This is a genomic window from Corallococcus sicarius (assembly GCF_003611735.1).
GTDB classification, from domain to species: domain Bacteria; phylum Myxococcota; class Myxococcia; order Myxococcales; family Myxococcaceae; genus Corallococcus; species Corallococcus sicarius.
On record NZ_RAWG01000159.1, the window covers coordinates 1 to 21,004 of the forward strand.

Below are 21,004 nucleotides of genomic sequence, written 5' to 3' on the forward strand. Positions count from 1 at the left end.
GTCCCACACCGCACCGCCCACCCATTCCTAAGCGTGCCAGGACAGCCGGGGTCCTCCGTGTGAGCGCAGGGCGCCAGGCGTGAGGGTCAGCGGGGACACATACAGCCCGCGAGGCTCCCGCTTCCACCAGGCCCCGGTGCGCTGGCGCTCCTCCCAGGAGGTCATCCGGTAGTCATGGAGCACCGCCCGGACGAAGCGGGGCGGGTGGTCCGGAAAGGGATTGGCCGCGAACAGCTCCAACACCTCCGGCGAGCCCTCCAGCAGCCGCGCCATCAGCGCCAGGAACCACGACGACGGGGACCCCAGCGCCGCGAACCACATCTGCCAGTCCAACCGGGGCTGGTGCGGCGCCACCTGGCGCGGCGGTCGGTCCACCTCCGACATCTTGTAGCGGAACGGGTACGCCACCCAGTGCACGCCGTCGTCGGAGCCCTCGAGGGTGATCTCCGGCCGCTCCACCGTCATCACCGCGAACAGGCCGTAGGAGTTCACCGAGTGCAGCGGCAGCGCCCGGTCCTCCAGCCACTCCACCGCCTCCACCACGCGCGCCGGCCCGCGAGGCCACCACCCCATCCGGCGCAGCAGCTCCGTGGTGCCCAGCACCAGGAACGGCACCGCCGCGACGGAGGACACCGCCGTGCCCATCAGCGACGGCCCGCGCACGGGCGCCTCCGGCTCCGACTTCCGCGCCAGGCCTTCCGGCAGCACGCGCCGCAGGGCCGCGTCGTCCAGCAGCCACAGCCCCAGGGCCAGGGACTGGAAGTTGAAGTAGCCGTAGTTGCCCGTGGCGATGATGGCCGCCTGCAGCGCCGAGAACACCCCGAAGGCCGCCTGTCGCACGCGCCGGGGCCCGAAGGCGAGGAAGGGCACCGCCGTCTCCGCCACCAGCACGGCCGCGGTGCCCGCGTGGCGCACCGACCGTGGAAGCTGGTGCGCGGCCCACCCCCCGCGCGTGGGAAGGGGCGCGGTCTCGAAGTACACGTCGCACGCACTCAGCTCGCGCCACGTCCTGTCCTTCGAGTGGAACTTGCTCACCCCGGAGCCGAAATAGAGCCGGAACACGAGCATCCGGAAGAGGAACACCTCCAGCGCGGAGACGTCCCGCTTCCCCAACCCGGGCCTCACGCCTCCCGGCGCGGTGAGCGCGCCCAGCACCCCCATCTCCAACAGCAGCACGTCCCACTGGAACGAGAGGAACTCGCGCCCCAGCGACACATAGGACAGGTACAGGCCCCACAGCGCCGTCGCGCTCAGGCGCGGCGCCACGTTGAGCAGCAGCGCCAGCGACAGGCCCTGCCCCACGCGGCAGCCCTTCACCAGCGCCGCGTCGGACGCGTCCCACCAGAACACCGACGGCCGCCGCCAGCGGCCCTGCGCGGCATAGCGCTGGGAGTTCGCCACCTCGCGGATGGGGCGGATGCCGTTCTCGCCATAGAGCCCCAGCACCTGCCGGCCCAGCGACGTGAAGGCGACGAGGAAGGTGCCGCCCAACAAGCGCATGAACGCCCAGCGCACCCACCGGTGCTGCGCGGGCTCCGTCACCCGGCTGAACAACAGGGTGTCCAGCCGCGACGCCCGACGCCGGTTGCGCGCGATGAGCGAGTACACGAGCCCCGCCCCCTGCTTGAGCCCGGGCAGCAATCCCAGCCGCGCGACGAAGCGCGTGCCCCGGTGGGGCGACCAGGCAAGCATCCGGAAGACCGCCTCCGCGCCCGACGAACGGCGCCCCGAGGGCTCCACGAGCTGCATGGCGCGCGTCATGTCCCGCTTCGGAATGCCCAGCAGCCTGAGCAGCCACCCGCTCGCGCGGACGAAGCGCACGCGCCCTTCGGTGTTGCCGCTCCAGCGCGCCACCCAGCGCTTGCAGAAGCCACAGTCTCCATCAAACAGCACGAGCGGTTGCATCGCGCGCATCGCGTTCTCCTTCATCCCCCAGGACAAAGGTGCGTGCGCATTGTGGGATGCGAAGGGGTGGAAGGGCCTGCCGGGGGGGCCGGCGAGCAGCGGAGCAGGGGCCCGTGTCATCCCGACGCCGGTGCGTACCTTCGTCCAATGAGCGAGCCCAAGACCCAGGCCAGGAAGACGGTGGAGATCGTTCCCGGGGTGCATCACTGGACGGTCGCGGATGACCGGATGGACGGCATCCGCAGCGACGCCTACGCGGTGGTGGACGAGGACGGCACCGTCACCCTCATCGACCCGCTGCCCATCGACGAGAAGGCCCTGCGCAAGCTGGGCAACCTCGAAGCCATCGTGCTCACCGCGGGCAACCACCAGCGCTCCGCGTGGAGCATGCGCAAGGCGTTGGGCATCCCCGTCTGGGCCCCCGAAGGTGCACAGGGCCTGGAGGAGAAGCCGGACTTCGAATACGTGGCCGGCCACACCCTGCCCGGCGGCCTCAACACCTTCCAGACGCCCGGCCCCACCGAGGCCATGTACACGCTCTGGATGCAGAAGAGCCCGCACGCGGTGGTCTTCATCTCCGACCTGCTCTCGCGTGAGGGCAACGGCACACCGAAGTTCGTCCCGGGCGAATACCAGGACGAGCCCCTGCGCACCCGCTCCAGCATCCAGCGCATCCTGGACCACCTGCCCATCGAGACCGTCTGCTTCGCGCACGGCGCGCCCATCCTCAAGGATGGGGCCTCCGCGCTGCGCAAGGCCCTGGAGCAGGACCACGAATTCCCGAGCGCTCCAGCGCCCGCCTAACCGCGCAGCTCGCGCACCAGCACGTGGCCCGCGTCCTGGCCGGGCGGAACGAGCTCCAGCCGGGCTCCCGCTTCCGCGCGGTCCAGGAGCGCGCCCAGCGCCGCCAGGTCCGTGACGGGGATGCGCATCGCGGGGACCTGCTCCTCGCCGCGCGCCATCGCCTGCGCGACGCGGGCCTCGTCGCGCAGGTCCGTCTCGTAGACGAAGGTGCGCTCGTCGTAGTCGTGTCCCCCGGGGACGCGGCCCACGAGGCGCATGGGGCCCAGCCGCGTGTGCACGCGCACCGCCGGGTTGTCCCACTGGGTGACGCCCCGCAGGAACTTCGCGCGCACCATGCCCAGCGTCAGCGTCTTCACCCACGACGACGCGCCCCGGCCCGGCAGGAAGCTGAACAGCGACACGCCCACGAACAGCCCCGGCGTCAGCGACGGCGCCACGTAGCAGGCCGCGCCAATGGCCAGCTCCTCGTCCGCCAGCAGCAGCCGCTCGCGCGCGGGCGCCTTCAACAGCCGCGCGGGACAGCGCAGCAGTCCAATGGCGCCGGGCAGCAGGTACAGGTCCGACAACACCCAACGCGGCACGCCGATGCCGCCGAAGGCCAGCTGGTTGAGCGTGAGGTACTGGCGCGCCAGCTCCGCGTTGTGCTCGGCCAGCAGGTGCGTCACCGGGATGCCGGAGGGCGCCAGGTCCAACGACGGGACGTGCACGCCGGAGCCCAGGGCCTGCAATGACAGCTCCGGGTTCGCGGCGAAGAACGCCTGCGCCAGCGGCGCGAGTTCACCCGGCATCGGCTTCGATGTCCTTCGCCACCGCGTCCAGTCGGTACTCAGGAGGAAGCTGGAGGCGGTCCGCGTCCACCGACGCGCGCGACACCAGACACCGCGACGAGCCTCCGCCCTTCTCCGTCAGCTCCGGCATCGGCATGGACACCACGCGCATGCCCAGGCCCTGCAGCAGGTCCACGATGTGCGCGGGCATCACCGTGGGCACGAGCAGGTCGCGGCCCAGCGGCAGCCCGTTCGTCGCATAGCGGCGGATGTCCGCCTCCGTCACCCGCACCAGCCGGTCCGCGCCGAAGCGCTGCTCCAAGAGCGTCACCGACTCCGGCGCCATCACATCCGGGCACACCAGCAGCCGGTCCACCGCGGGCAGCGGCAGCACCGCCATGTTCCCGTGGAACGCAGGCTCGCGCACCTGCACGCGCAGCACCTCGCCGGGGAAGTGCTTCTGGGCCGCCTCCAGCCCGTCGAGCGTCGTGCGCCCGCCCCAGAACAGCAGCGTCACGCCGTCGAACGTCGCCACGTCGCCGTGCGCCTCCCAGATGCCCACGCCGGGGTCCACCACCTCCAGGCCCATGCGCCGGGCCAGCGGCGCCCAGTGGTCCCGCTCCGCGAAGCGGTGCGCGCTCATCATCCGGGGCAGCAGGAACAGCGGCGCCTGGCCCTCGCGGGCGACCACCTGGCCGCACTCGGCCGCGTAGGGCATGCCCGTCAGCACGTCCGACGGGGAGGGCAGCGCCACCACCGTGCCGCCGCGTGCCTCGATGTGCCGGGCCAGCGTCAGCCACTCCCGCCTCGCGCCGCGAGCATCCGCCGGGGCCGCCTCGCGGCTGCGGAAGTTCGCGCGGCCTCGCAGGGCCCAGCTCCGACCTGGGGGGGACATCAGGAAGAGGTCCATCATCCCTCCGCTTCTAGCCCTCGGAGGGAGGCCTCACAACGCATCCACCACCTGACGCCCGGTCGTCCGACGCCTGGCCGTCCACCGTCCCACAGTGCCCGCGGGGGCCGCCCGGAGCGCTCCACGGGGAAGGCGCGGGCACCCGCCGTTTTCACCCGGGGAGGCTCCCCACCCGCCGCGCACACACGTAGACTCCCACCTCTTTTGAGCACCAATGGGTTGGGGTTTCATGCACTTCGAGCTGGCCTTCGTGCTGCTGTTCTCCATCGCGACGGCGGTGGCAATCGCGGCGCGCTACTTCAAGTTTCCGTACACGGTGGCGCTGGTGCTGGCAGGCCTGGGCCTGGGCATGGTGCATGTCTTCGAGCCGCCGCACCTGACGAAGGAGCTGCTGTTCGCCATCATCCTGCCGGGCCTGTTGTTCGAGGCGGCGTTCCACGTCGAGTTCCGCAAGTTCTGGAAGAACAAGCTGGCCATCACCTCGCTGGCCATCCCCGGCGTGGTGGCGTCCATGGGGCTCACGGCGCTGCTGTTGTCCCCGGCGATGCGGGGGATGAACTTCCTGGAGGGCTTCGGGCTCATCCACGCGATGGTGTTCGCGTCGCTCATCGTGTCCACGGACCCCATCGCGGTGGTGGGCCTGTTCAAGGCGCTGGGTGCGCCCAAGCGGCTGGCCATCCTGGTGGAGGGGGAGAGCCTGCTCAATGACGGCACCGCCGTGGTGCTCTTCATGCTGGTGCTGAGCGTGGCCAACGGAGAGAGGTTCACCGTGGGCGGGGCCACGCTGGACTTCCTGAGGATCGCCGGCATGGGCATGGTGATTGGCGCCGCGGTGGGCTTCGCGGTGGCGCAGGTCATCCAGCGGGTGGACGACGCGATGGTGGAGATCACCCTCACGGTCATCGCCGCGTACGGGTCGTTCGTCGTGGCCGAGCACTTCCACTACTCGGGCGTCATCGCCACGGTGGTGGCCGGCATGTTGTGCGGCAACTGGGCCGCGCGGCTGGGCATGAGCCCCACCACGCGCGTCGCGGTGGAGAGCTTCTGGGAGTACCTGGCCTTCGCGCTCAACTCGGTGGTGTTCCTGCTCATCGGCCTGGAGGTGCAGCTCACCTCGCTGCTGGCGTCGTGGCAGCCCATCCTCCTGGCGTACGCCGCGGTGATGGTGGGGCGCGCGGTGGTCGTCTACGGCGTGTCCGGCCTCTTGCGGCTCACGTCGGAGCGCCTGCCGTGGAGCTGGAGCGCGGTGCTCACCTGGAGCGGCCTGCGGGGCGCGGTGTCCATGGTGCTGGTGCTCGGTCTCCCGGCGGACTTCGCCCACCGCGAGATGCTGGTGAACATGACGTTCGGCGTGGTGGTGCTCTCCATCATCTTCCAGGGGCTCACCATCGCCCCGGTGCTCAAGAAGCTGGGCATCACCGGCATCAAGGACGTCTACCAGGAGCAGTACGAGCTGGCCCGGGGCCGGCTGGGCGCCATCCACGCCGCGCTGGCCGCGCTGGAGGCCATGCGCCGCTCGCGTGAGATTCCCGTGGACGTGCTGGAGCCCATGGAGCGCGACTACCAGCAGAAGGCCACAGCGGTGGAGCAGGAGCTGACGGCGCTCAAGCAGCAGTCCACGCGCTTCCACGAGGAGGAGCACCAGGAGGCCGCCCGCCGCGTCCTCATCGTGGAGAAGGACGCCCTCTTCGACGCCTACCAGAAGGGCACGCTCAACAAGGACGTCTTCGAACACCTGTGCGCGGAGCTGGACGAGCGCATCGCGAAGACGAAGGACGCGGAGGCGCATGTCCCCCTGGAGGATGCCCACGCCACCCCGGAGGCGGTGGCGTCCTGAGCCGGCCGCCTACTCCTGGGACCGGACGAGCTGTTCGATGGCGCCCAGCTCTTCCCGGAGCCCTTCGCGCTCGGAGGCCGACAGGGGCAGCGCATCGATGTCCCGCGCCAGTTCCCGGGCGCGGGGCGCATCCCCCAGGGCAATAGCCAGCTCCGCCCGGGCCGCGAGCGCTCGGGCCCGCTCCACCGTCGTCCCGGCGTCCGCCTTCTTCAGCGCGCCCTCCAGCACCTTCGCGGCCGCTGCGTCATCGCCCTTGAAGTCACGCAGGCGCCGCGCGGCCTTGAGGGCCTTGGCGAGCACGGAGGCCGCAGCGTCCGCGTCGTCGTCTCCGTAGCCCGAGGGCTCGTCCCGCCGGATGAACATGAGGGAGTTGCCGGAGGGGTCCACGAGGGTGAAGCGCGACTGCCCCTTCTTCATGCGGGTCAGTCGCGGGACACCCCGGAGCGGAATCCGGCCGTAGGCCTCCTTCAGCACGGACACGAAGCGCGCGTGCAGCTGCTCCACCTCGTCCACGATGACGAGACAGCAGCTGTAGGCCTTCTGCGGATCCAACCCCTTCTGGCCGAAGAAGTGGAGCTGCGCCCCGCCCCGCCGCGTCGCCGCGTAGGGGTTGGGGATGCGCTGCTGGTACGTCACCTCGAAGCCGAGCCGGCCGTAGAACTCCAGCGTCGGCGCGAGCTCCACGCAGGGCAGCAGGGGAATGCAGGCGTCACTCTTCATGGGAGCCCTCCTCCGGGTTCAGGTCCTTTTCGAGTCGCAGGCGCGCTTCGCGAACGCCCTCCACGGCCGCGGCCAGCACCCCGGGGCCGAGGCTCGCGCCCATGCGTTCCGCCCACGCGGCGTGCGCCTGTTCGACCTTCCGCAACGCGCGGCGTCCGGCGGCGGTGAGGGACACGCACTTCGCCCGCTGGTGGTTCGGGTTGTCCACGTACTCCACGAACCCGTCGCTCGCGAGCGCGTCCGTCGTCTGCTGCACGCTCTGCCGCGCGAGGCCCATCGTGCGCGCCACCGCCGCCACCGTGACGGGGCCGTGGTCGATGACGCCCAGCACCTGCCAGCGGGCGCTCGTCAGTCCCGCGGGAGCGCTCAGCCTGTCTCCGGCCTGGAGCAGCAGCCCGTTCAACTGGAACACCTCCAGGACGAGCGCGGTGAAGGTCTCGGCTTTCTTGGTCAATGACGGCATCGACAGGAACCTGTCAAATCGACAGGAACCTGTCAATCTACCGCCTGACCCGGGGCGTGCTCCTCAGTCCGCCGCGCCCTCCACGCGTGACTGGAGCACGGAGCCCAGCACCGCCGCGGTGTCCTCCGGCAGCCGGGACAGGTGCGTGTAGAGGATGTCCTCCACCTGCGACACCGCCTCCGGTGGGGCTCCCGCCTCGCGCAGCCCCGCCAGCACCGCGTACGCCGCCGCGCCCAGCGGGCCCACGAAGCCTCGCGACTCCTCCCAGAACTCCTCGAAGCAGGGCACCGCCTCGCCCGCCACCACGCGCGCGAGCCGCCCCAGGCACGCCTCCCAGTAGGCCCGGTGCGCGTCGCGGGCCGCGTCGTCCGCGAAGGGCCCCTGGCGCAGCAGCAGCCGCGTGCCCCCGTCTTCCGTGGGCTCGAAGGTCAGCTCCGCCCGGGTCCGCCCGGCTGGCACCGGCCCGCCCTCCCAATCCATCTCCAGCGCCAGGAAGCGCGGCGGGTCTGCCTCCATGATGCAGCCCACCTGCGCGAACGAGCGACCCACCGCGTCCCGCAGCACCACCCGGTAGGGCTCGCCCAGGGCACCCGGGTCCGGCGCGTGCGTGCGGTGACAGCCCGGCGGCGCGCCGAACCAGCGGCGGATGAGCGAGGGCTGCTCGAACGCGGGGAACACCGCGTCCGGCGACACCGGCAGCTTCCACTCCAGGTCGAGGTCGCTCACGCCTGGGCCCCCGAACGCGTGCGCAGCTCGAAGCGGGGCACGCCGGACAGCACTGTCTCAGGGGCCCGGTACTGCTCCACCACCAGGCTGATCCGCGAGCCCTCCAGCCCCTCGGCGCCGGAGGAGATGGCCTCCACCTCATGCATCAGGTCACCCCGGAACATCACCAGCGCGCGCGGCTGGGGCGTCAGCTCCGCCACCTTCCCGCCCCGGTGATACAGCCGCAACGCCCCGCCCCGGAGTTCCTTCGGAACCTGGACATACAGCACGCTCACCGCCACCGGGCAGCCGATACTCGGGCCGTAGAACTCCAGACTCCGGTCGATGTGGGCCGCCACCCCCCGGCCCTGGCCCACCAGCAAGGGGTTGAGCAGGAAGGCGTTGCACTCCGGCAGCAGCGTCTTCGCCAGGAAGGGCGCGAACGCCGGGAAGCGCCGCGTGACGTCCGGCAGCGCCTCGCGGCGGAACGTCAGTGAGAAGCCGTAGGTGCCGGAGAACTGCCCCGACAGGTTCGACTCCCCCAGGAGCGACGAGCCCAGGATGGCCGAGCGGATGGACTCCGTCGCCTCTTCAGGCAGGGCCTCGGGAGTGCGGTGGAAGAAGGTGTCGAGCCGGAAGGCCCCACCCCACGGTGGCTGGAAGCGCATGGGCCCGGAGTCTACTCGGGCCCCGCTTGCGCCGCGTCGCGGCAATGCCTCTCAACACATTGCGTCAACACCACGACAACACATCGCGTCACGAATTATATCATTTCCGCTTATTCACATTTTATCACGCCTTAGTTGTTTTCTCCGGCCTCCCACCTTGCAGCGGGAATGAATCCCGACTTTCTTCGGACGAGCTACGAAGTCCCCTTCGCAGCGCCGCCGTCCCACGCTCCATCCACCCCATTGGAGTCGCATCCATGAGCCACAGCAGACTCACGGGAATCGTGCTCGCGTTCCTGGCCGCCAGTTGTCTGGCGGTTGAATCCGAAGCCGCCACATCTGGCGTCACCCCCTCTGGTTCGTCCGCCATCTTCTACGTCGACACGACGGATTGGGCAGACATCCACTACAAGCTGAACAACGGCCAGCAGCTCAACATCCGCATGACGGTGTCGGGCGGCCGCAACCAGTACACGGTCACCGGCCTCACGGCGGGCAACTTCATCGACTACAACTTCACGTACTGGGACGTGACGTGCGCCTGTGCGCGTGACACGACCTGGACGCGCTACACGCACGCGGGCGGCACGCCGGTGGACGCGGGGACGCCGGTGGACGCGGGTACGCCCGTGGACGCGGGCACGCCGGACGCCGGGCCGCCGCCCAACGGCGACGCGGGCCCCGTGGTGCCGCTGTTCACCAGCAGCACGGCGCTGGAGCCGGCCACCATCGAGAACACCTCCACGGCCATCATCACCCGCGTGGGCGACCGCGTTCGCGACCGCCACATGCGCGAGGACATGTACCAGGCCTATGACCACTACCTGGCGCTCTACTTCCAGCAGCGCACGCACTGGATTGAGATTGTCGACGAGGTCGCCAAGGGCGGCAGCAACGTCACCGTCAACCTGTACTCCATCTACCCGTATGACAGCCCTGACTTCCGCGCGTTCTTCCGCGGCCTCAACACGGTGGCGGAGTACTTCCACAACGCGGACTTCGTGCGGGTGAGCGACTACAAGCACACGGCGTCGGTGAACTTCAACGCCAAGGAAGGCCGCGCCATCCGCGTGGGTGACCGGATGGAGATGGAAGTGGGCGTGTTCCTCAAGGCGCCGGTCGAGGGCCGCTTCAACTACTACTCGTCGGGCATCCTCTACATCGTGGGCCAGGGCGGGCTCGTGCCCTTCGAGGGCCAGGGCGCCATCCGCGACTCCTTCCCGCTGCCGCAGAAGGCCTTGGCGGGCGGTCTCACCACGCTGCACACGCCGTTCTCCAACGAGCCGGACAACCGCTTCCTGCAGATGTCCACCAACATGGCGCCGGTGAACGCGCAGCCCTTCGTCGAGGGCCGCCGCATCCACCACACGAACTTCCAGGACGGCAGCCACTCGGAGCCGGGCAACCCGGCCATGACCGCGCACGCGAACAAGCTGGGCAACAACTTCGTCGCCAACTCCTGCGTCGCCTGCCACAAGCAGAACGGCCGCGGCCTGCCTCCGACGACCACCAACACCACGCTCACCAACTACGTGGTGAAGGTGGGCAAGGTGAACGGCAGCACCGTGACGGTGGACCCCGCGCTGGGCTTCCGCCTGCAGCCGCGCGCCGTCACCGGCACCCCTGAGGCGGACGTGCGCATCAGCGGCTGGACGACCACGAACGGCACGCTGCGGGACGGCACGGCGTACCAGCTGCGCAAGCCCAACTACAGCTTCCTCAACGTGACGCCGACGAACTTCTCCGCGCGCATCACGCCGCAGCTCGTGGGCATGGGCCTCTTGGAGGCGGTGCCGGAGTCGCAGGTGGCGGGGCTCGCGGATCCGAATGACGGCAACGGCGACGGCATCTCCGGCCGCATGCAGACGGTGCGGGACCCGGAGACGGGCGTCACGCGCATGGGCCGCTTCGGTTGGAAGGCGGCCACGGCGCGCGTGCGTCACCAGGTCGCCGAGGCGCTCAACAGCGACATGGGCGTGACGACGTCCGTGTTCAAGTCGCAGGACTGCGGCACGTCGCAGCAGGGCTGCGCGGGCACGAGCACGGAGCTGGGCGACACCGACCTGGACAAGCTCACCCGCTACATCGCCCTGCTGGGCGTCCCGGCGCGCCGCGACTACAACGACGCGACGGCGCTCCAGGGTGAGACGGTGTTCACCAACGCGGGCTGCGCGAAGTGCCACGCGCCCACGCTGACCACCAGCCAGTACAGCCCGCTGAACGAGTTCCGCAGCCAGACCATCCGTCCGTACACGGACCTGCTGCTGCACGACATGGGCGCGGGCCTCGCGGACAACCTGCCCGAAGGCGCCGCGTCCGGCGCCGAGTGGCGCACCGCGCCCCTCTGGGGCATTGGCCTGACGGTGGGCGTCAGCGGCGGTGAGTCGTACCTGCACGACGGTCGTGCGCGCAGCGTCACCGAGGCCATCCTCTGGCACGGTGGCGAGGGCGAGGCCTCCAAGCAGGCCTTCGTGAACCTCACCGCCGCGGACCGCAACGCGCTCTTGAAGTTCGTCAACTCGCTGTAGTCATCGCGGCAGACGCGTGAAGCCAGACGCCGGATGGAGCCACCGTGCTCCGTCCGGCGTCCTGCGTTTCAGGGACGCGTGCAGGGCGCCCCGGCCAGGGCGGCGCGCACGCAGGCCAGCCCCTCCACGGTGGGCGGCGGGTCGCGGAGACTGCTCCGGGCGTGGGCTTCGAGTTGCTCCACGAGGCGGCTGAACTCATCCAGGGCCCTGCGTGACTCGGGGTCGGTGCGCGCGAGGAGGGGCTGGAGGCGGGCCTCCACGTCGGGCGCCACCCGCCACGACACGGTGTCCCGGCGCAGGGTGGGGAGCAGCGTCAGCACCGGCGCGCCTTCCACGGACAGCTCCAGCCGCTGTTCGTGACAGCGGGCGTGCACCCCGGGCCGGGACGGGCGGGTGGCGGAGCCTGTCTGCGGGATGCCCACGGCGCGTTCGAACTCCAGTCCGCCTGGCAGTGACAGGGATTGGGAGATGAACGCCGTGAGCACCGTGCCAGCCGGGCGCACGGTGACGCTCTGGCGGACGGACAGCGCCCACTCTCCGCCCGGGCCCTGCTGGCCCAGCTCACACGGGAGTGTCTCAAAGAGCCGGCGTGGCAGCGCCGTCGCTTCGTCGAAGGGGAGGGACAGGGCGCGCAGCCGCACGCCCTCCGTCAGCATGGGTTCCGCCGCGGGGACCGTGGAGGCCAGGGCCAGACAAGCACCGAGCAGCCCCTGACTCCATGCGCGCCGCACACGTTTCGACGTCATGTCAGTGCATCCGAAGGCGCATGTAGAACGTGTACCGCGTGTCCACGGACTTGCCGTCGAGTGTCGCAGGGGCATAGAGCTGGTTCCAGAGCGTTTTGAGGGCAGGCTGGGTCATGAGGGGCACGGGCCTCAGGGTGTGACAGCCATTGACGCTCCCGCCACGGGTGATCACGCAGCGGATGACCATCAGCCCCTGGACGCGTGCCTGGAGGGCCTCCTTCGTATAGATGACGTCGTTGCCCGACAACTTCTGCGGACGGGTCATGGCCTCGGAGAAGAGGAGCACGTTCGCTGCGGCGACCTGCGGGGGAAACGCCGCTTCCTCCGGGAGCCAATAGGCCGCACGCCAACCCAAGGGGGTCTGGAGGAAGGCCACGAGGATGTCACCGGAGGGCCAACCCTTCGCGGGCGTCGAGGGCCGTGTCCTCACCGGGACGACGGCGAACCCCTCCTCGACGCTGAACGGCAGCACCTCGCAGAGGCCCGGGGAGGCTGGCGGCTTCGCGATGGAAGGTGACACCTCCGGATGGGCCTGAAGCCAGGCCAGGTCTTCCGGGCGGACGTAGTCCTGGGGCCGCATGTCCGCCGGGAAGCGGGACAACTCGGGCCAGGCCAGCAAGCTGTTCATGCAGAGCCGCCGGGCCTTCTCCGAGATTTCTTCGGGCGCTTTGAGATGGGCGGAGAGCGTGGCGCAGCCGAACCCCGGCACCGTCGCCAGCAGGAGCAGCATTCGTCCCAGGCGCAGGGGCCCCAGCATGTTCGTGTTCATGTCCGGAGCAAGGTACTACGAAGGCATGCGGGCGCAGCGCGGGGAGCCCCGGGCCCCGGAGTGCACGCTGGCGCACCGTCGCCGCGCATCTTCGTAGCCAGCGCGCCTTCGTCACGCCACGCTGGCCTCTCCGTGGACGACACCCGCCTTCCCGACCCCGAAGCCCTCCGCCCGCTGCTCACCGACGCCCTGTCGCTGCCCGCGCTCCAGCCGCACGGCCCGCGCCTGGAACGACTGCTGGAAGACTACGCCCGCGGCATCGCCCGCAAGGACGCGCCGCTCGTCGTCGCGCTCGTCGGCGCCACCGGCGCGGGCAAGTCCACCCTGCTCAACGCGCTCGCGGGACAGGCCCTCTCCCGTGAAGGCGTGGACCGGCCCACCAGCACCGCGTCCACCCTCTTCGCGCCGGAAGGCACGCCCGTGGAGGAGCTGTCACGCACCGGCGCGCGCGTCGTGCGCTACACGCCCGGCCCCCAAGGCCTGTGGAGCGGGCAGATCTTCATCGACACGCCGGACCTCAACAGCGTGGCCACCCAGCACCGCGACGTGGCCCGCGCCGCGCTGGACAAGGCGGACGTCGCGCTCGTCGTCATGCACCGGGGCAGCGTCGCGGAGGCCACCCAGGTGGACTTCCTCAACGAGTTCGCCCGCCGCCGCGCGCTCGTCTTCATCCTCAACTTCGCCGACGAACTCTCCGCCGACTCGCGCGACGCCCTGAAGTCTCAAATCCGCCGCGTCGCCACCCAGCACCACGGCCTCGCCGCCGAGGACATCCACGTCTTCGCCATCAGCGCGCGCGCCGCCAAGGACGGCCAGGACGTGTCCGGCGAATTCGGCCCGCTCCTCTTCCACCTCAAGGGCCTCGCCACCCAGGCCGTCGCCACCCGCGTGCGCCACAGCAACGCCCTGGGCGCCCTGGAGGAACTCGCCTCCACCGTGAAGACGGCATTGGGTGAAACGGACGCCCTGCTGGAGCGGACGCGCACCGCGCTCGACATGGGGCTCGCTCGCGCGGGCGAAGCCCTGCGGAGCGACTTCGACGCGCGGCTGCACCTGGCCCACGGACACCTCGCGTCGGAGGTGCGCCGCCAGGCCGCGGGTCGCTTCTGGGGGCCCGCCGCGTGGGGCCTGCGCCTGTCGTTGTGGGGTGCCTCCGGCATGGGCGCCGGCGCGCTGGTGGCCCGCCGCAGCCTGCCCGCGGGGCTCGCCGTGGCCGCGGCGTCCACCGTGGTGGACGCCGTGAGGGACCGCACCCGCGCTCGCGCCGCGGAGCTCGCCGTGGTGGAGCCCTTCGAGGACGACTTCCTCGCCGAGTCCGCCGCGCGCACCGCCCTGGCCGAAGCGCGCAGCGTGGCGCGCAACCAGGGACTGGAGGCGGAGGCGTTGGGGGTGCCGGACGTGGAGGCGATGCTGGCGGAGCTGCGCGTGGCCCGCGCGAGCGCCTGGCGCTACACGGCCTCCACCGCGGTCGCGGAGGCCGTGGCCCGCTGGTGGCGCACGGCACGGTGGCTGGTGCTGCCGCTCATCAACCTGCCCCTGCTCGCATTGCTGGGGCACGTGGGGTACCGCGTGGTGCGCGGCTACGTGGAAGGCCCCCTGCTGCCGTTGGAGTACTTCATCAACGCGGGGGCCTTCTTCGGACTGCTCGCGGGCGCCGGAGCGCTGCTCGCGTCAGCGAGTCTCGTTGGAGCCGCTCGCCATGCGGGGCGTGCGGGCCGGACCCGTTTTGTCGAGTCCCTCGCCGCCCTGGGCGGGAGGCTGGGAGAGGCCGTCGAGAATGGCCTTGGCCCCGGGCGGCAGGCCGCGCGACGCATCCTGGATCGAACCGGCGGTGGGCGGTGACATGGACTCCACCGCCTGGCCCGGCAGGTGGGCGCCCCCGGCGGAAGCCATCATCGGCTGCGCGGCGTCCTTGCACAGCGGCGCCGACACCAGCGTGTCACGCACCGGATCGCCATAGCCCACGATGCGCGCGGGCACGGACGGGTTGTTCCACCCGGAGCCCTGCTCCTTCGCGACCTTGAAGTGCAGGTGCGCGCCGCAGGCCCAGCCCGTCGCGCCGGAGAAGCCGATCAGCTGCCCCTCCTTCACGCGCTCGCCGGCCTTCACCACCACGGCGCTGAAGTGCAGGTACTGCGTCTCCAGCCCGTCGCCATGGGAGATGACGACGTAGTTGGCCAGGGGCGCGAACTGCTCCCCACATCCACCCTGCTTGCTGTCACCGCGCGCCAGCCGGACGGTGCCGTCGTGCGCCGCCACGATGGGAGTGCCTTCCGGCATGCGGAAGTCCCACGCGAAGGTGTCGTTGTGCTGGTGACTGCCTGTCTCATGGCCCTGGCTCACCGTGTAGATGCGACCACAGGCGAAGGGCACACCCACCTCGGCGACGACATTCGAGGCGGCCTTGGAGGGGAGAGTGGGAGCCGAAGCGAGGAGGGAGCCGACGAGCAGAGCAGGGAAGGTCATATCGGGGCGGGCGGATAACCGGTGCAAGGCCTTGCGCTATTTCCCTTTGATTTTCGCTCAATCCCGAACGGATCACTAGCAGGCGGGCTGCGCCCTGCCCTGTCTCCAGGGGGCGACCCTTGACCACACTCCAGAGGGAAAAGCGGCCTGAAGCACGGGAGCGCCTGCCTCCCTGCCTGCTCGGTTGTCAGGGTTTGTCCCTCTGAAAAAGGCACTGCCCAATCCCTGTCATGGAGCATGCGCAATGGCAGACGCTCGGCCGCCCGTCTGCCCTGCGAGCGTGCCCGCGACGGCCCCGTCCGCGCGGATCAGGAAACCGGGCTCCGGGCCTTCCCCAGGCCTCCCCGCCCGCCCCAACAAAGTGACTGGTCACTTTTTAAATGGGGGTTTATGCTTCAGGGCATGCCTCCGAAGTCCGCCTCCAGCCTGAAGACCGCGCCCGCGCCGAAGGTCGCCGCACCGGCGGTGCGCCGCACGCAGGCGGAGCGCCGGGAGACGACGCGCCGCAAGCTGCTGGACGCGACCCTGGAGGCGCTGGTGGAGCAGGGCTACGCGCGGCTGACGACGGTGGACGTGGCGAAGCGGGCGGGGGTGTCGCAGGGGGCGCTCTTCACGCACTTCGACACCAAGGAGGAGCTGCTCGCGGTGGCGGTGGAGCACCTCTTCCCCCGCATCATCCAGGACTTCCTCGCGGGCGTGGGGGCGCGGCCGTCCGGGAAGGACCGGGTGGAGGCGGTGGTGGACATGCTGTGGGCCGCCTACCAGCGCCCGGAGCTGCAGGCCGCCATCGAGCTGTACGTCGCCGCGCGCACCGACCGGGAGCTGCAGCGGGCGCTGGCGGCGGTGGACGGCCCGCACCGCAAGAACCTGCACCGCGTGGCGCGCGAGCTGTTCCCGGACGTGGCCGCCACGCACCCGGACTTCGACGACGTGGTGGAGCTGGCGCTGGACGCCGTGCAGGGCGCGGCGGTGGGCGGCACGGCCCGCCCGACGGACCCGGCGCACCGCCGCATGCTGGACACCCTGGCGCGCTTCCTGCGCGTCTCCTTCGCACCCAAAGCCTGAGCCGTACGCACGCAGGAGGTCATCCATGGACATGTCTCACATCCCCGACCTCATCACCCCGGCCATCCCGGTGTTCGTCATCACCGTCATCGCCGAGGCCCTGTGGGTGAAGCGGCTGCGCGCCGAGGCGGGCGCCACCGTGAAGGGCCACACGTGGAAGGACACGCTGGCCAGCCTCTCCATGGGGCTGGGGAGCGTGGCGGTGGGCGTGGGCTGGAAGGTCGTGGCGTTCGCGGGCTACGCGGGCCTCTACCACCTGACGCCGCTGCGCATGGGCTCCGGGCTCCTGGCCTGGGTGCTGCTCTTCTTCCTGGAAGACCTCTGCTACTACGCCTTCCACCGGGTGCACCACGAGAGCCGCTTCTTCTGGGCGTCGCACGTCGTGCACCACTCCAGCCAGCACTACAACCTGTCCACGGCGCTGCGCCAGACGTGGACGCCGATGACGGGCTGGGTGTTCTGGGTGCCGCTCGCGCTGCTGGGCTTCTCCCCGGAGATGATCGTCACCCAGCAGGCGGTGAGCCTGCTGTACCAATACTGGATCCACACGGAGGTCATCCACCGGCTGCCGCGTCCGGTGGAGTGGCTCTTCAACACGCCGTCGCACCACCGCGCGCACCACGCGTCCAACGCCGTCTACCTGGACACGAACTACGCGGGCATCCTCATCATCTGGGACCGGCTCTTCGGCACCTTCACCCCGGAGGTCGAGCGCCCCGTCTACGGGCTGACGAAGAACCTCTCCACGTACAACCCGGTGCGCATCGCGTTCCACGAGTGGGCCGCCATCGCCCGGGACGCGGCCCGCCCCGGCCCGCTGAGCCAGCGGCTGGGCTACATCTTCCGCAACCCGGCCTGGAAGCCGAAGGCCGCGCAGGCGCCTGAAGCCCCGCCGCCCTCCGTGGAGGCCGCGCAACCGTCGCCGTGATCGCGGGGCCGCCCAGGCGCCAGGAGACAACAGGAGGCCTGGCCGAAGCGATGTCCAGGCAACGCGGCCGCGACATCCTTGCCTTCACGCCGTGCGGGCCTTGCTACGGTGCGCCGCGACGGTTTCCAGGGCCCCGCGCGTCACGAAGGCGGGCGCCCCTCCCAGGCAAGGAGTCGGGTCATGACGGAGCGCGAGTTGTGGGAGCGGTACCAGCGGCACCTGTGCGTCGTCCCCTCGGTGGGGCTCACGCTGGACATCTCCCGCATGAACTTCGGCGCGGACTTCCTGGACGGGATGCGTCCGCGCATGGACGCGGCGTTCCAGGCCATGGACGCGCTGGAGAAGGGCGCCATCGCGAACCCGGACGAGAACCGCCGCGTGGGCCACTACTGGCTGCGCGCGCCGGAGCTGTCGCCTGAGGCCGCGCTCAAGACGGCCATCACCGACATGCAGGCCCAGGTGGCCGCCTTCGCCCGGGACGTGCACGCCGGCAAGGTGAAGCCCGCCAAGGCGGCGAAGTTCACGCAGGTGCTGCTGGTGGGCATTGGCGGCTCCGCGCTGGGGCCGCAGCTGGTCGCGGACGCGCTGGGTTCGCACCGGGACCCGATGCAGGTGCACTTCCTGGACAACACGGATCCGGACGGGATGGACCGGACGCTGGGGCAATTGGGCGAGCGGCTTTCGGAGACGCTCACGGTGGTCATCAGCAAGTCCGGCGGCACCAAGGAGACGCGCAACGGCATGCTGGAGACGGAGCGCGCCTACCAGCAGCGCGGCCTGGACTTCGGCGCGCACGCGGTGGCCGTGACGGGTGACGGCAGCGAGTTGGATCAGTACGCCAAGGGGCACCACTGGCTGCGCACCTTCCCGATGTGGGACTGGGTTGGCGGGCGCACGTCCCTCATGTCGGCGGTGGGGCTGGTGCCGGCGCGGTTGCAGGGGCTGGATGTGGATGGCTTCCTCGCGGGCGCGAAGGACATGGACGCGGTGACGCGCGTGCACGACGTGGCGAAGAACCCGGCGGCGCTGCTCGCGCTGATGTGGTTCCACGCGGGCGGCGGCAGGGGCACCAAGGACATGGTCATCCTGCCGTACAAGGACCGGCTGATGCTGATGTCCAAGTACCTCCAGCAGTTGGTGATGGAGTCGCTGGGCAAGGAGCTGTCCCTGGACGGCAAGGTCGTGAACCAGGGCATCGCCGTCTACGGCAACAAGGGCTCCACGGATCAGCACGCGTACGTGCAGCAGCTGCGCGAGGGCGTGAACAACTTCTTCGTCACCTTCGTGGAGGTGCTGAAGGACCGCGACGGCAAGTCGATGGCGGTGGAGGGTGACAACACCAGCGGCGACTACCTGCTGGGCTTCTTCCTGGGCACGCGCCGCGCGCTGTTCGAGAAGGGCCGCGAGTCGATGACGCTCACGGTGCAGGACGTGGGCGCGCGCACGGTGGGCGCCTTGATTGCGTTGTACGAGCGGGCGGTGGGGCTCTACGCCCACCTCGTGAACATCAATGCCTATCACCAGCCGGGCGTGGAGGCGGGCAAGAAGGCCGCGGGCCGCGTGCTGGAGCTGCAGGGCAAGCTGCTGGCGAAGTTGCAGGCGGCGAAGGCGGAGGCGCGCTCGGCGGATCAACTGGCCCAGGACATCGGCGCGCCGGACGAGGCGGAGACGGTGTTCAAGCTGCTGCAACACCTGTCCGCCAATGGCGACCACGGCGTGAAGCGCACCGGCGGCGAGCGCCCCGCTGAAGCCCGCTTCCAGGCGGCGTGACAGTGGCTTGCCCCACGGGACAATGATTGACGCGCCCGGGTGACGGTTAGCCTGGGCCGTCATGGGCCAGGGCCGCGCGCACTCCGTGGGGATGTGGCTGTTCGTGCTGGGCTGCGTGACCGCGTGCCCGGAGGTGCACCGGCGGGGCGGGCTGGTGGACCGGGCCGCGCATCGGGATGCGGTGGAGCAGGTGCCCGAGGATCGATGTCCCCCCAAGGACTACGCCCTCTACTGCGAGGGCGAGGACGATCAGAGCGCGGAGTGTCTTGAGAAGTGTCCATGATGCGCCGCTGGCACATTCCCCTGGGCCTGTCCGCTTGCATCGCGCTCGTCGCGCCGACGGTCTTCATCCTCTGGAGCCTCCGGGAAGTGCCGGCCCAGGACGGCGTGATTCCGGTCCTCAGCACCCAGGCACGGGCGAAACTGCTGACCTACCACCACCATTGCTCGAAGCAGGCTGACTGCGAGCAGCCTCTCGGTTGTTTCTTCGACATCCGCCACGGGAACTACTGCACGGACAGCGCCTGCATGACCGACCTTCAATGCCTCGAAGGCCAACGCTGCAGCACCCTGTCCACCCTCCATGGAGGACCGCAAGTCAGACTCTGCGCACCCATCGGACCGCGTCAGGAGGGAGAGCATTGCCTGAAGCTCCCCCTGGAGCGGGAAGCGACCTGTATGGCGGACCTTCAGTGCGCGGGCAGCCGGGGTTTCGGTTTCTGTGCCCGCCCCTGCACTCCTGGCGAACCTGGCACCTGCGCGGAGGGCTTCTTCTGCGCGAACGTGAAGCCAGAACCCTCGTGCCTCCCCACCTGTGAAGCACGCGGATGCCCTCAGGGCCAGCACTGCATCCCCTTCCAGGAAGGCACTTCCACCTGCGCGGAGATCTACGGCACGAACTGCGTGGAGACGCCCTGCTCCGATGGCCGGAAGTGTGAGACGAGCGCGGACCCGCGGTTCCCCGGCAAGGTCTGGATGGAATGTGTCGTGCGCTGCTCCCCCGCGAACCCGACCTGTGGAGAGGGCCAGGTCTGCGACCGCTATCACTGCGTTCCAGCCTGCGACCCGAACGGACCCAATCCGTGCGCGGAGGGCTACCACTGCGACCGTCGCAAGAAGGACTGGCCGTGGTCCTGCCAACCGGATTCCTGGACCGGTCCCTGAGCTCCGCGTCCTCCCGCTGACGCCGTGACTGCCCCCAGGTCCCGAGCCGTCCGCCAGTCGATGGAGCCTCACCGCGGTGTGCACGGCCAACACTGCAACGGGCCCCGGCGGACGGGATGTGGCGGGCGCATCACTGTCGCATCCTGAGATTTCGCGACCCCCGGAGCCCCAGGATGAAACCTTCTCGGTCCGCACCCATCCCCATCGCTGCATCCCCGGAGGTCGATGACCCGTGGCGCTTCGACGCGCTCGGCTGCGTGCGCAGCCGGGACACCGTCACGCTGGATGCCCTGCCCCGCGCGCGCTACCGCTCCGCGCTCGAAATCGGGGGCGGCATCGGCGGCCTCACCGAGAAGCTCCAGGCGCGCTGTGACGCCCTGCTCTCCGTGGACACCTCCCCGCGCGACCAGGCCCGCGCCATCCACCGCTGCCGCCACCTGCCCCACGTGCGCTTCCAGCAGCTGTCCGTACCGGACGATTACCCCGACGCCACCTTCGACCTCACCCTGCTGTCCGAACGCGCCTGCTACTGGAGCGCCGCCGAGCTGCAACGCGCGCAGCAGCGCATCCTCGAACACCTGGAGCCCCGCGGGCACCTGCTCCTCGTCCACTGGACCGGCCAGACGCGCGACATGCTCCTCAATGGCCACGACGTCCACGACGCCTTCCACCGGCTCACCCGCCGCGCCCTGCGCCACCTGCGCGGCGAGATGGAGGGCACCTACCGCCTGGACGTCTTCGAGCGCCTCTAACCCCCTCTTCCGTCCGGATGTCGACCGCCCCCAAATC

General features: G+C 70.3%; 18 protein-coding genes and 1 pseudogene. 9 read left to right on the plus strand and 10 right to left on the minus strand.

Annotated features, from left to right (window positions below; translation table 11 throughout):
- Window positions 1-27: 27 nt before the first annotated feature.
- Complete coding sequence (locus D7X12_RS23220) at window positions 28-1,914, minus strand: lipase maturation factor family protein (protein ID WP_120627471.1); 1,887 nt, start codon at window positions 1,912-1,914, stop codon at window positions 28-30.
- 138 nt (window positions 1,915-2,052) lie between these two features.
- Between D7X12_RS23220 and D7X12_RS23225 the strand changes: the two genes are divergently transcribed.
- Window positions 2,053-2,709 (plus strand): MBL fold metallo-hydrolase, encoded by a 657-nt coding sequence (locus D7X12_RS23225; RefSeq protein WP_120627472.1) that lies wholly within the window; start codon window positions 2,053-2,055, stop codon window positions 2,707-2,709.
- On the opposite strand, the gene D7X12_RS23230 is transcribed toward D7X12_RS23225, so the two are convergent.
- Both D7X12_RS23230 and D7X12_RS23235 read right to left on the minus strand, forming a co-directional pair.
- Window positions 2,706-3,497: a hypothetical protein gene (locus tag D7X12_RS23230; RefSeq protein WP_120627473.1), complete on the minus strand. Its 792-nt coding sequence runs from the start codon at window positions 3,495-3,497 to the stop codon at window positions 2,706-2,708. The genes D7X12_RS23225 and D7X12_RS23230 overlap by 4 nt on opposite strands.
- The gene (locus D7X12_RS23235) at window positions 3,487-4,389 is read right to left on the minus strand and encodes a dimethylarginine dimethylaminohydrolase family protein (RefSeq protein WP_244224732.1); all 903 of its coding nucleotides are present in this window, start codon (window positions 4,387-4,389) and stop codon (window positions 3,487-3,489) included. The genes D7X12_RS23230 and D7X12_RS23235 overlap by 11 nt, the downstream gene beginning before the upstream one ends.
- A 226-nt stretch (window positions 4,390-4,615) precedes the next feature.
- Here D7X12_RS23235 and D7X12_RS23240 point away from each other — a divergent pair, with 226 nt between their 5' ends.
- The gene (locus D7X12_RS23240; protein ID WP_120627486.1) at window positions 4,616-6,223 is read left to right on the plus strand and encodes a Na+/H+ antiporter; all 1,608 of its coding nucleotides are present in this window, start codon (window positions 4,616-4,618) and stop codon (window positions 6,221-6,223) included.
- A 9-nt stretch (window positions 6,224-6,232) separates the two neighbouring features.
- Here the strand turns inward: D7X12_RS23240 and D7X12_RS23245 are convergent, their stop codons facing one another.
- The 4 genes from D7X12_RS23245 to D7X12_RS23260 all read right to left on the minus strand — a co-directional run bounded on the left by D7X12_RS23245 (window position 6,233) and on the right by D7X12_RS23260 (window position 8,779).
- A complete protein-coding gene (locus D7X12_RS23245) occupies window positions 6,233-6,943 on the minus strand; it encodes a DUF8817 family protein (protein ID WP_120627474.1) in 711 nt (236 codons plus the stop codon).
- Window positions 6,933-7,406, minus strand: coding sequence for a MarR family winged helix-turn-helix transcriptional regulator (locus tag D7X12_RS23250; protein ID WP_120627475.1), 474 nt, complete (start codon window positions 7,404-7,406; stop codon window positions 6,933-6,935). Before D7X12_RS23250 ends, D7X12_RS23245 begins: the two co-directional genes overlap by 11 nt.
- A gap of 63 nt (window positions 7,407-7,469) precedes the next feature.
- A complete protein-coding gene (locus tag D7X12_RS23255) occupies window positions 7,470-8,132 on the minus strand; it encodes an SRPBCC family protein (RefSeq protein WP_120627476.1) in 663 nt (220 codons plus the stop codon).
- Window positions 8,129-8,779, minus strand: coding sequence for a 2OG-Fe(II) oxygenase (locus tag D7X12_RS23260; protein ID WP_120627477.1), 651 nt, complete (start codon window positions 8,777-8,779; stop codon window positions 8,129-8,131). The genes D7X12_RS23255 and D7X12_RS23260 overlap by 4 nt, the downstream gene beginning before the upstream one ends.
- Window positions 8,780-9,036: 257 nt before the next feature.
- Here D7X12_RS23260 and D7X12_RS23265 point away from each other — a divergent pair, with 257 nt between their 5' ends.
- A complete protein-coding gene (locus D7X12_RS23265) occupies window positions 9,037-11,307 on the plus strand; it encodes a di-heme oxidoreductase family protein (protein ID WP_120627478.1) in 2,271 nt (756 codons plus the stop codon).
- 68 nt (window positions 11,308-11,375) lie between these two features.
- On the opposite strand, the gene D7X12_RS23270 is transcribed toward D7X12_RS23265, so the two are convergent.
- The gene (locus D7X12_RS23270) at window positions 11,376-12,053 is read right to left on the minus strand and encodes a hypothetical protein (RefSeq protein WP_147443780.1); all 678 of its coding nucleotides are present in this window, start codon (window positions 12,051-12,053) and stop codon (window positions 11,376-11,378) included.
- A 1-nt stretch (window position 12,054) separates the two neighbouring features.
- A complete protein-coding gene (locus D7X12_RS23275) occupies window positions 12,055-12,822 on the minus strand; it encodes an energy transducer TonB (RefSeq protein ID WP_120627480.1) in 768 nt (255 codons plus the stop codon).
- Window positions 12,823-12,954: 132 nt separating this feature from the next.
- Between D7X12_RS23275 and D7X12_RS23280 the strand changes: the two genes are divergently transcribed.
- Window positions 12,955-14,664 carry a GTPase gene (locus D7X12_RS23280; protein ID WP_120627487.1) on the plus strand — a complete coding sequence of 570 codons (1,710 nt, stop codon included), beginning with the start codon at window positions 12,955-12,957 and terminating at the stop codon, window positions 14,662-14,664.
- Window positions 14,665-14,841: 177 nt separating this feature from the next.
- On the opposite strand, the pseudogene D7X12_RS45115 reads toward D7X12_RS23280, so the two are convergent.
- Window positions 14,842-15,288, minus strand: a pseudogene (locus D7X12_RS45115) (M23 family metallopeptidase); the annotation flags it as partial.
- 402 nt (window positions 15,289-15,690) lie between these two features.
- Here D7X12_RS45115 and D7X12_RS23290 point away from each other — a divergent pair.
- The 5 genes from D7X12_RS23290 (at window position 15,691) to D7X12_RS23315 (ending at window position 20,967) form a co-directional block, all read left to right on the plus strand.
- A complete protein-coding gene (locus D7X12_RS23290) occupies window positions 15,691-16,353 on the plus strand; it encodes a TetR/AcrR family transcriptional regulator (RefSeq protein ID WP_120627488.1) in 663 nt (220 codons plus the stop codon).
- A gap of 25 nt (window positions 16,354-16,378) precedes the next feature.
- Window positions 16,379-17,281: a sterol desaturase family protein gene (locus D7X12_RS23295; protein ID WP_120627481.1), complete on the plus strand. Its 903-nt coding sequence runs from the start codon at window positions 16,379-16,381 to the stop codon at window positions 17,279-17,281.
- A 180-nt stretch (window positions 17,282-17,461) separates the two neighbouring features.
- Window positions 17,462-19,051 carry a glucose-6-phosphate isomerase gene (locus D7X12_RS23300; RefSeq protein ID WP_120627482.1) on the plus strand — a complete coding sequence of 530 codons (1,590 nt, stop codon included), beginning with the start codon at window positions 17,462-17,464 and terminating at the stop codon, window positions 19,049-19,051.
- 61 nt (window positions 19,052-19,112) lie between these two features.
- Window positions 19,113-19,334, plus strand: a complete 222-nt coding sequence (locus D7X12_RS23305) for a hypothetical protein (protein ID WP_120627483.1) — start codon at window positions 19,113-19,115, stop codon at window positions 19,332-19,334.
- 1,054 nt (window positions 19,335-20,388) lie between these two features.
- Window positions 20,389-20,967, plus strand: a complete 579-nt coding sequence (locus D7X12_RS23315) for a methyltransferase domain-containing protein (RefSeq protein ID WP_120627484.1) — start codon at window positions 20,389-20,391, stop codon at window positions 20,965-20,967.
- Window positions 20,968-21,004: the final 37 nt, after the last annotated feature.